At 63.0% G+C, this 9,333-nt stretch carries 9 protein-coding genes and 1 pseudogene; 3 read left to right on the forward strand and 7 right to left on the reverse strand.

Annotated elements, in window-relative coordinates:
• The 6 genes and pseudogenes from EN943_RS30965 to EN943_RS30990 form a co-directional block, all read right to left on the reverse strand.
• A pseudogene (locus EN943_RS30965) lies at window positions 1-214 on the reverse strand (PAS domain-containing protein); the annotation flags it as partial.
• Window positions 175-1,260, reverse strand: a complete 1,086-nt coding sequence (gene ugpC, locus EN943_RS30970; protein WP_127415870.1) for a sn-glycerol-3-phosphate ABC transporter ATP-binding protein UgpC — start codon at window positions 1,258-1,260, stop codon at window positions 175-177. The pseudogene EN943_RS30965 and the gene ugpC, both read right to left, overlap by 40 nt.
• 11 nt (window positions 1,261-1,271) lie before the next feature.
• The gene (locus tag EN943_RS30975; RefSeq protein ID WP_027161986.1) at window positions 1,272-2,204 is read right to left on the reverse strand and encodes a 3-keto-5-aminohexanoate cleavage protein; all 933 of its coding nucleotides are present in this window, start codon (window positions 2,202-2,204) and stop codon (window positions 1,272-1,274) included.
• Window positions 2,205-2,235: 31 nt separating this feature from the next.
• Window positions 2,236-3,084: a carbohydrate ABC transporter permease gene (locus tag EN943_RS30980; protein WP_064994969.1), complete on the reverse strand. Its 849-nt coding sequence runs from the start codon at window positions 3,082-3,084 to the stop codon at window positions 2,236-2,238.
• Entirely contained in the window at window positions 3,081-4,016 is a 936-nt protein-coding gene (locus EN943_RS30985; protein ID WP_027161988.1) for a sugar ABC transporter permease, read from the reverse strand. Before EN943_RS30985 ends, EN943_RS30980 begins: the two co-directional genes overlap by 4 nt.
• Before the next feature lies 1 nt (window position 4,017).
• Window positions 4,018-5,268: an extracellular solute-binding protein gene (locus tag EN943_RS30990; protein WP_127415871.1), complete on the reverse strand. Its 1,251-nt coding sequence runs from the start codon at window positions 5,266-5,268 to the stop codon at window positions 4,018-4,020.
• A 137-nt stretch (window positions 5,269-5,405) separates the two neighbouring features.
• Between EN943_RS30990 and EN943_RS30995 the strand changes: the two genes are divergently transcribed.
• The 3 genes from EN943_RS30995 (at window position 5,406) to EN943_RS31005 (ending at window position 8,687) form a co-directional block, all read left to right on the forward strand.
• On the forward strand, window positions 5,406-6,332 hold the full coding sequence (locus tag EN943_RS30995; protein ID WP_245476042.1) for a BadF/BadG/BcrA/BcrD ATPase family protein: 927 nt from the start codon (window positions 5,406-5,408) through the stop codon (window positions 6,330-6,332).
• Window positions 6,333-7,355: an SIS domain-containing protein gene (locus EN943_RS31000; RefSeq protein ID WP_127415873.1), complete on the forward strand. Its 1,023-nt coding sequence runs from the start codon at window positions 6,333-6,335 to the stop codon at window positions 7,353-7,355.
• 141 nt (window positions 7,356-7,496) lie between these two features.
• Complete coding sequence (locus EN943_RS31005) at window positions 7,497-8,687, forward strand: ROK family transcriptional regulator (protein ID WP_127415874.1); 1,191 nt, start codon at window positions 7,497-7,499, stop codon at window positions 8,685-8,687.
• Between the two features lie 503 nt (window positions 8,688-9,190).
• On the opposite strand, the gene EN943_RS31010 is transcribed toward EN943_RS31005, so the two are convergent.
• Window positions 9,191-9,333 (reverse strand): FCD domain-containing protein (locus EN943_RS31010; protein ID WP_127415875.1); only part of this gene is annotated, 143 nt, incomplete at its 5' end.

A 9,333-nucleotide genomic window follows, 5' to 3' on the forward strand; every position in this document is an offset into this window, starting at 1 on the left:
CCTCGTGCCGAATGGCGTCGATGACCACGTGGGACCAGAACGCAGTGCCGTCTTTGCGTATACGCCAGCCTTCGCGCTCAACTCGCCCTTCACGGGCGGCGATCTCCAGGGCACTTTGCGGACTGCCCCGCTCACGGTCCTCGAGAGTATAGAATTGCGAAAAGTGCCTGCCGATTATTTCATCTGCCGAATAACCCTTGATGCGTTCCGCACCCGCATAATGCGCTGACCCTTGGCGTTGAACAGATGCAACTGGGTGAGGTCCGGCGCCAGGAAAACCTTCTGGCCCGGCATCACGGAAATCCGCTCGCGCAGCAACGCGCTCAGCGTGTTGTTGCCGGCTTTGGCCATGACAAGGGTTTCCGCGCCGGTCGGCTCGACCACTTCGACCACCGCCGGCACGCCGCTGTCTGAGAGCTTGAGATGTTCGGGCCGGATGCCCCAGGCAAGCGCACTTTCGCCCTGTCCCAACCCAGGCAGCGGAAATACCGTGCCGTCGCTGGCGACAAAACCGTCCGTAGTGGTGCGGCCGTCCAGGATGTTCATCGACGGCGAGCCGATGAACTGGGCAACGAACAGATTGGCCGGCCGGTCGTAGAGATCGAGCGGGGCGCCGACCTGTTCGACGATGCCGCCATTCATGACGACGATCTTGTCGGCCATGGTCATGGCTTCGACCTGGTCGTGGGTGACGTAGACGATGGTGGTTCCCAGGCGCTGGTGCAGCGCCTTGATTTCGGTGCGCATCTGCACACGCAGCTTGGCGTCGAGGTTGGAGAGTGGCTCGTCGAACAGAAAGACCTTCGGGTCGCGCACGATAGCGCGGCCCATGGCGACACGCTGGCGCTGCCCGCCGGAAAGCTGGCGCGGATAACGATCCAGCAAGTCCTGCAGTCCGAGGATCGTCGCGGCACGCGCAATCTTGGCGTCGATCTCGCTTTTATCGATCTTCTTCAGCGTCAGTGCGAAGGCCATGTTCTCACGCACCGTCATGTGCGGGTAGAGCGCATAGTTCTGGAAGACCATGGCGATATCGCGCGATTTCGGCGCGACATCGTTGATAACCTTGCCTTCGAGCGCGATCTCGCCGGCGCTGATGTCTTCCAGGCCGGCGATCATCCTGAGCAAGGTCGACTTGCCGCAACCGGACGGGCCAACCAGGATGACGAATTCGCCCGACGCGATGTCGACGGACACGCCGTGGATGACCTTCGCCTTGCCATAGGCCTTATCGACACCTGATATGGTGAGCGCACTCATTGGTATTTTCCTTAGAAAGAGACCTTGTCGCCGCCCTTGAGCTGCAAGATCTGCCGTGCCTCGTCAGGGGTGGCGACCGAAGCGCCAAGCCCTTCGATGATCTGGCGTACCTTGCGCACCTGCTCGGCGTTGGATTTCGCCAGTTGGCCCTTGCCGATCCACAGTGAGTCCTCCAGCCCGACGCGCACATTGCCGCCGAGCGCAATGGCCTGGGTGGCGATCGGCAGCTGGCTGCGGCCGGCGCCCAGCACCGACCAGTGGTAGTCCTGTCCGAACAGGCGGTCGGCGGTGCGCCTCATATGCGCGACATCTTCCGGATGGGTGCCGATGCCGCCCAATATGCCGAACACGCTCTGGACGAAGAACGGCGCCTTGACCAGGCCGCGCTCAACGAAATGGGCGAGCGTGTAGAGATGGCCAATGTCGTAGCATTCGATTTCGAAACGCGTGCCGTTCTCCGCGCAGGTGCGCAGGATGTGCTCGATGTCGCCAAAGGTGTTGCGGAAGATGCGGTCGCGCGAGCCTTCGAGATAGGGCCGTTCCCAGTCATGCTCGAAGGTCTTGAAGCGCTCCAGCATCGGATAGAGACCGAAATTCATCGAGCCCATGTTGAGCGAGGCGACTTCCGGCGCGAAGGTTGCCGCCGGCTTGACGCGCTCCTCGACGCTCATCGTCGCGGCACCGCCCGTGGTGATGTTGATCACGCAGTCCGAGCGTTGCTTGATCACCTTCAGGAAGGGCGCGAAGGCCTCGGTCGATTGGTCGGGCCGGCCATCGGCGGGGTTGCGCGCATGCAGGTGGACGATGGCAGCGCCGGCCTCGGCCGCGCCGATCGCGGCATCGGCAATCTCTTGGGCGCTCACCGGCAGATGCGGCGACATGGACGGCGTGTGGATCGAGCCGGTAACCGCGCAGGTGATGATGATCTTGTTCTGGTTCGCCACTTGAAGATTTCCTCGTCTATTTGACCGCAGTCTATTTCACCGCGCCTTGGGTGATGCCGGAGATGAACTGCTTCGACAGCACGATGTAGAGCAGGGTGATCGGCAGCGCTGCCAGTGTCAGTCCGGTGAACAGCACGCCCCAGTCGGTGGTGAACTCGCCGACGAAGACGGTGAGGCCCTGCGGCAGCGTCTTGAGATTGTCCGAGGTGATCAGCACCAGCGGGAAGAAGAAGTCGTTCCAGATCGGAACGGCGTTCTGGATGGCGACGATGACCAGCGCCGGCCGCGCCAGCGGCAGCATGATCGAGCGCATGATGCGAAATTCGCTGGCGCCGTCCATGCGTGCGGACTCTTCCAGTTCGCGCGGCAAGGTCCGGAGGAAGCCGGTCATGATGAACACCGCCGAAGGAATGCCCATGGCGACATAGACCAGCACCAGGCCGGCATAGCTGTCGACCAGCCCCAGCGAATCCAGCTGAATGAACAGCGGAATGATCGCCAGTTTCAGCGGCACCGTCATGCCGCTGAGGAAAAACATCAGCACCAGCGCGCTCAGCCTGAACTGGTAGCGGGCAATCGCGTAGGCGGCCATGGTGCTGAACAGAAGGATGAGCGCCACCGCGGCCATGGTGATGCCGACGGAGTTGGCGAGGTAGCGCACGAAGTTGGTTTCGCTCCACACCCGCTCGGCATTGGCCAGCGAAAAGTGCGCCGGCAGGGCGAAGGGCGAGCTGAAGATTTCGGCATTAGTCTTGAACGACGACATCACCATGACGAACAGCGGATAGATCATGATGACGGCGTTGATGGCCAGCATCAGCTGGATGGCGCCATTCTTCAGCAACTCGGCGGGTTGCCCGGTGCGGGCTGTCGCGCTCACAGCTCGATCTCGCGACGGCGCAGGTAGCGAAGCGCGATTGCAGTGACGCCTGCAACGATGATGAACATCATCACGGCCAGCGCGCTGCCCTGGCCGAAATCCTGGATCCCGGTCGTCGTCGAACCGAAGGCGGTGCGGTAGAAATAGAGGCCGAGCACATCTGTCGCGCCGCCGGGCGAACCGGTGAGGCCAGCCATGACATAGGGGATTTCGAACCAGTTGAAGCTGCCGATGAAGGTCAGGATGGTGACGATGGTGACGCTCGGCGCAATCAGCGGCCAGATAATCCTGGTCATCAGCACATAGTCGCCGGCGCCGTCGAGACGGGCAGCCTCGATGACTTCCTTGCTGACGCGCTGCATGCCGGCCAGCAGCACCAGGGTGGGGAAGCCGAGCCAGTGCCAGACATTGGCGAACAGGACGCTGCCGAGTGCGGTGTGTTCGTTGCCGAGCCACGGTATGGCGCCGATGCCGACCAGCGCCAGCGTCTGGTTCACCAGGCCGAACAGCGGATGCAGGAACAGTTTCCACAGGAAGCCGACGATGACCGCCGACAGCACGACCGGAAGAAAGACGATGACCTGGTGGATACGGTGGCCGGGCAGCGCCTTCAGCAAGGCATAGGCGAGCAGGAAAGCGGTGCCGTTCTCGAACACCATCAGCGCCACGAAGGCGATGATGTTGTGCTTCAGCGCATTCCAGGTCCAGTCGCTGTAAGGCTGTTCAAACAGCACCTTGCGGAAGTTTTCGAAGCCGATGAATCCGGTCGGCTGCAAGCCGTTGAACTCATAGAAGGCAAGGCGGAAGGCTGAGAGCAGCGGCCAGAGCACGAACAGCACCATGACCACCAGGGCCGGTGTCAGCAGGGACGCGATCCAGAGTGACCGGCGCCACGGAAAGGCTTTTGTGGTGTGGCGCCGGCCGCTGTTCATGTCACTTGCCCTGGAAAGGCTTGTACCATTTGGCGAGGCCGTTGGTCAGGTCGGCGGCCAGCTGGTCCGGGGTGATCGAACCCGACATCATCTTGGTGATGTCGCCCTGCAGCAGCTCCGATCCCGTCGGTTTCTCGAAACGGAAGTAGACGACATTGATATGCGGCATGGCGGTTTCGTTCAACTTGGCGACATGGGCGAGAAGCTCGTCCTTGATGACGACGCCCTTGATCGGCGAGATGTTGCCGAGCAGAGCGGAGAACTTGTCGCCGAACTCCTTTGTGCCCATCCAGTTGACCAGCTTGAGCGCGGCCTCCTTGTTGGCCGACTTGGCGTTGACCGCATAGCCGCCGTCGAAAAACTTGGTCACCTGCGGCGTATCGCCGGCCTTGACCACTGGCGGGGCGACGAAGTCCATGTTGATGGCCGGGTTCTGGGTGCGGTAGCTGGCGATGTCGAAGCTGCCGCCGGCAAGCATCGCCGCTTTGCCGCTGATGAACAGCTGGCCGGCGGTGTCATAGTCGATACCTTCGAAGCCGGGCGGCATGTAGTCGCGCAATTCGAGCAGCTTGCCGAGTGCGGCGACATAGCGCGGGTCCTTGAAGGTGGTCTTGCCCGACGTCAGGTCGCTGACAAAATCCTGGCCGAGGAACGGGTTGGTGAAGATGGCGACGAACATCTCGTTGAACCAGCTTGTGCCCATGCCGTTGGCGAGGGGATAAATACCCTTGTCCTTCAGCGCCTTGCTGACGGTTATGAACTCATCCCATGTGGTCGGCGGGGTCAACCCGGTCTTGGCGAAGACGTCCTTGTTGATGAACAGGCCGAGCGTCTGCGAGGCGAAGGGCAGGGAATAGACCTTCTTGTCGGCGCGGTAGGTGCCGGCCACCAGCGCATCGGCGGGCTGGTTAGCGAGTGAAGGCACCGTGGTCAGATCCTGCGGCTCGAAATAGCCGGCCTTCACGAACTGCTCGAGCCAGCCATAGGCGTGGGTGTGGATGACGTCGCCACCCTTGCCGGCGGCCAAGGCCGTCGAGACGATCGTCGGATAGTTCTCGTCCGGGAAGGACTCGAACTTCACATGGATGTCCGGGTTGGCCTTGGTGAAATCGGCGAAAAGTTCGTTGTAGGCGGCCTTGTCTTCCTGGCGCCAGGTCCAGAACGAGATGTCGGTGGCATGCGCTACGCTGGCTGCCAATCCCCATGCGAAAGACGCGGCCGCGAGGGCCAGCCCAATCCTTCTCCTGCTCATGTTGCAATCTCCCAATCGCGCTTGATGCGCTTTTTACGACGATTATCAAATCATAGTTCTTGCCGTCTGGAAAGATAGTTTGTAAAGTTTCCTAACTAATGTGGATTGGACGCGGCAGCCCGGCTTGCGCGGTGGATATGGTGACCCAGAAAATCATTGCAGGCGTGGATATAGGCGGCACCAAGACGCGCATCATGGCGTGCCAGGGCGAGCGCATGATCGCCGACGAGGTGCTGGTGACGGAGAGCTGGCGCATTCGCCAGATGGAGACCGACGCGACGACACTGGCCGGCATCGTCGCCAATCTGTGCGGCGGCGTCGCGCCCGCTGCGCTGGCCGTTGGCGCGCATGGCTGCGACACGGGTGAACAATGCCTTCGCTTCCAGGCGCTGTTGGCAAGCAGGACCGGTGGTGCGGTGCGGGTGGTCAACGATGCCGAGCTGATGGTTCCTGCCGCTGGCTATATCGACGGCATCGGCGTCGTCTCCGGCACAGGCTCGATCGCGGTGGCACGCACGGCCGATGGCAAGATGCTGGCAGCCGGTGGCTGGGGCTGGATCCTTGGCGACGAGGGCAGCGCGCCGGCATTGGTGCGCGAGGCGGCGAAAGCAATCCGGCACAGCCTCGACCGGGGCCAGGATGGTGACCCGCTGATTGCCGGGCTGATGCGCGAACTGGGCACAGACGACCAGACCAAGCTTGGCATCCTGCTCAACGAAACGCGTGGTGCCGCGGTCTGGGGCCGCTATGCCAATGCCGTATTCGACGCGGCGATCGCCGGCTCGGCTCTGGCTATCCGTGTTATCAGCGAAGGCGGGGCAGGGTTGGCCGCATTGGTCGAACTCTTGATCGAACGCGGCGCCAATCCCGCCCTTGTCGTGGCTGGCGGCGGGGTCATCTCGGAGCAGCCGATGTTGATGACGGCATTCGTCGAGGCCATGGCAAAGGTCTCGCCGTCGAGCCAGGTGCTGCTGCTGCGCGAGCCGCCGGTGCTGGGTGCGGTCGCCTTGGCGAGACGACTGCTGGTCGGTCAGGGCCAATCTTCGGGAATTGGAGCGGTTTGAATGATGAAGCGTATCGGCTATCGCCCGGCGGTGGCGCGCCAGACGGAAAGTCTCGAAATCGGCCGGCGTTCGGTGGCCTCGTCGCTTGACGACCTCGATCTCGGCGCTTTTGCCGGCAAGACGATCGGGCTTGCCGGCATCGGCGCCAGCTATCAGGCGGCGCTGGCCGGTGCGCTTTATCTGCGCGCCTCCGGTATCAAGGCTTTTGCCTATACCCCGACCGATCTCTATGGCCGGACGGATGCAGCCGCCGATGCGTTCATCGCGCTGTCGGCCTCCGGGCAGAGCCGCGAAATCTACGACGTCATGCGCGAGGCGTCGGGCAGGCCGCGCCTGGCGGTCTGCCGTGGCAGCGGCAATCCGCTGGCTGATCTGACTGGTGCTGTGCTTGCCACGGATTCTGGCGCCGACAATGGCGCAAGCTCCACCGGCTATACCGGGACCTTGCTGGCGCTCGGCATGCTGATCGACAGGCTCGCCGGCAACAGATTCGACTGGACGACTTTGTCACCTGCAGCCGCCACCGTCCTTTCCGGTGCGCAAAGCGCTGCCGGGCAGGCGGCCCGGCTGCTGCAGGGCAGAACATCCATCGACATCGTCGCCGCCGGTGTCGGCTTCGCCAATGCCGGCGAGGCGGCGATGCTGATACGCGAGGCGGTGCGGGTGCCGGCATCGGGATGGGACACGCTGAACTATCTGCACGGGCCGATGGAATCGCAGGATGCGGCGACCGGACTGATCGCCATCGGCGACGGTCGCGAGGTGAAGATCGCGCAGGATCTTGCGGCGCTGGGCTGCCCCTCGGTGCTGGTGACGCGGCGCAGCGATGTCGCTCCAGCCGACAGGCTGGTGGTGATCTCGATTCCCGCGCTCGGCAACGCCATCGCTGATGCCATACTGGAGATCATCGCCATCCAGCTCATTGTCGGCGACATGCAGGACGCGGCCGGCCTCACCGACATCGTGTTCCGCTACCGCCAGACCGATACCAAGCTGAAGCCGTGGTCGCCGACCGAAGTCTGACGTCCTTGTCCGGACATCGCGGAAATTGCCAAACCGGTCAGCAATGAGGCATTGAGGACAGGATATGGCTTTCGAGTCGGGGCAGCGAATGCGCTTTCGCCGACCGGAGACAGGATTTCAGGCAAAGGTCGAACGGCTGAGATGGCGGCTGCGGAAATCCCCAATCTGACCGACAGCGCCCGGGCGGTGCTGCGCCTGCTTGCCTCGCACGGGCCGGTGACGCGGCCAAAGCTCGGCGCCATGCTCGACCTGTCGAAGCCTACCATGTCGGCGGCGGTGTCGGAGCTGAGCGCGCTCGGCCTCGTCGCCTCGCGTGGGATTGAGCGCGGCGCCATTGGCCGCACGGCGACGATCTACGGCCTCGGTCCAGGTGCCGGCTACGCGATCGGCATCGATGTCGGCGCCGCCCAGGTGCGCGCCGTCGCCTATTCGATGGATGCGCAGAAGCTGGCGTCGGTGGAAGAACCGATCCCGGAAACGATAGCCGGCGATGCCGACGCGGTCGGCGCCGTCGTGCTGTCGGTCGCTCGTGCCACAATGGCCAAGGTGGCCAAGAGTTTTCGCGCGTTGCGCGCCATTGCGGTGGCGGTGCCGCGCATCGTCTCCAATGATCGTTTCGACCGGCCCGGGGGGCCGTCCGCCGTGCTTGGCCTGCTGCGGCGCAGCATCGAGGTGCCGATCGTCCTGGAAAACAACGTCAACTGCGCGGCCATTGGCGAGATGCATTTTGGTGCCGCGCAAGGCCACCAGACCTTCGCCTTTCTGCAGGTCGGCGTGCGGGTTGGCCTCGGCCTCATCACCGAGGGGCGTTTGTTTCGCGGCGCCGGTGGTGCGGCCGGCGAAATCGGCCGCATGCCGTTTCCATGGTCGGCCAGCGAGACCCCCTATCGTGAAGGGCTCGAACATTATCTCGGCTCTCGGGCGCTAATAGAGCGCTGCCGTGTCGACTGGCCCGCTGGGGAAGGCGCGCCGCCCGACTCGGCCAAGGATCTGTTCGCGCGTGCTCTGGAGGGCTCAGCACCGGCGGTGGCGGCTGTCGCGCGCCATGCCGCCGATATCGGCAGGCTGGCCGCTGGCTGTATCGGCATACTCGACCCCGGCCTGATCGTGCTTGGCGGCGGTGTCGGCAGAAACCCGCTGATGACGGAAAACGTCGAGCGCGTCGCGGCAGAGCTTGCGTGGCCGACACGGATCGCCGTCAGTTCCCTGGGAGACGACGGGACCGCGCTGGGTGCCGTGAAGCTGGCGGTTGATTACACTCTCGGGCTGATGCTGCGCGAAGGGCGCCACCCGGCTGTGGTGCTGCCCCCAACGTCAAACGTGGAGCCTTAGAGGTGGTGTATCGTGGAGCACAATACCTCGTCGCCACTGAGCATTGCTAGCGCTCATCGCGCCAAAGAAGCGCCTGACGGACGAGAGAGACTGGGCCATATGGATTTCGTTTCTTGCGGTGTTCGGGAACGTGCTTTCGCTCGGCCCTGCGCTCGTTTGGCGCGCCCACGTACTGCGACGAGACTTTTTTCCTTCGCCTGAAGATCCTGCATCGCTCGTTCTAGGTGGTCGTATAAAGGAAGCCATTCCTCGCCTTGGTCACTAGGTGCGACGATGATCTCCGCAACGCGGTCGAGCGCTCGCTCGATGCGCTCCTCCTCATGAGAAATTTCAATGGAATATATGCTATTTAAACGATCGAGTGGGCATCCAGTTCCAGGCTCGAAGGCGGACGGCAGCTTTGCGCCCCATCTCAGTCGTAAAGTTGCATTTTTCAATTGCCCGGAAGCAGACACTTTCTTCAAGGCCCTTCGACGGGTTGGATAGGCTGAACTCACCGGGATCTAGACCAGGCGAAGTTTATCTCGAGCGATCTGCCAAGCCGATTCGACATGTCGCCGTGCCGCCGCTTCCGCCTCATCGGGCTTGCGCGACCTTATCGCGTCCATGATCTCGTTCATCTCGCTGATCGCAGGCTCGCGGCGGT

The organism is Mesorhizobium sp. M7A.F.Ca.US.006.01.1.1 (assembly GCF_003997935.1).
Taxonomy (GTDB): domain Bacteria; phylum Pseudomonadota; class Alphaproteobacteria; order Rhizobiales; family Rhizobiaceae; genus Mesorhizobium.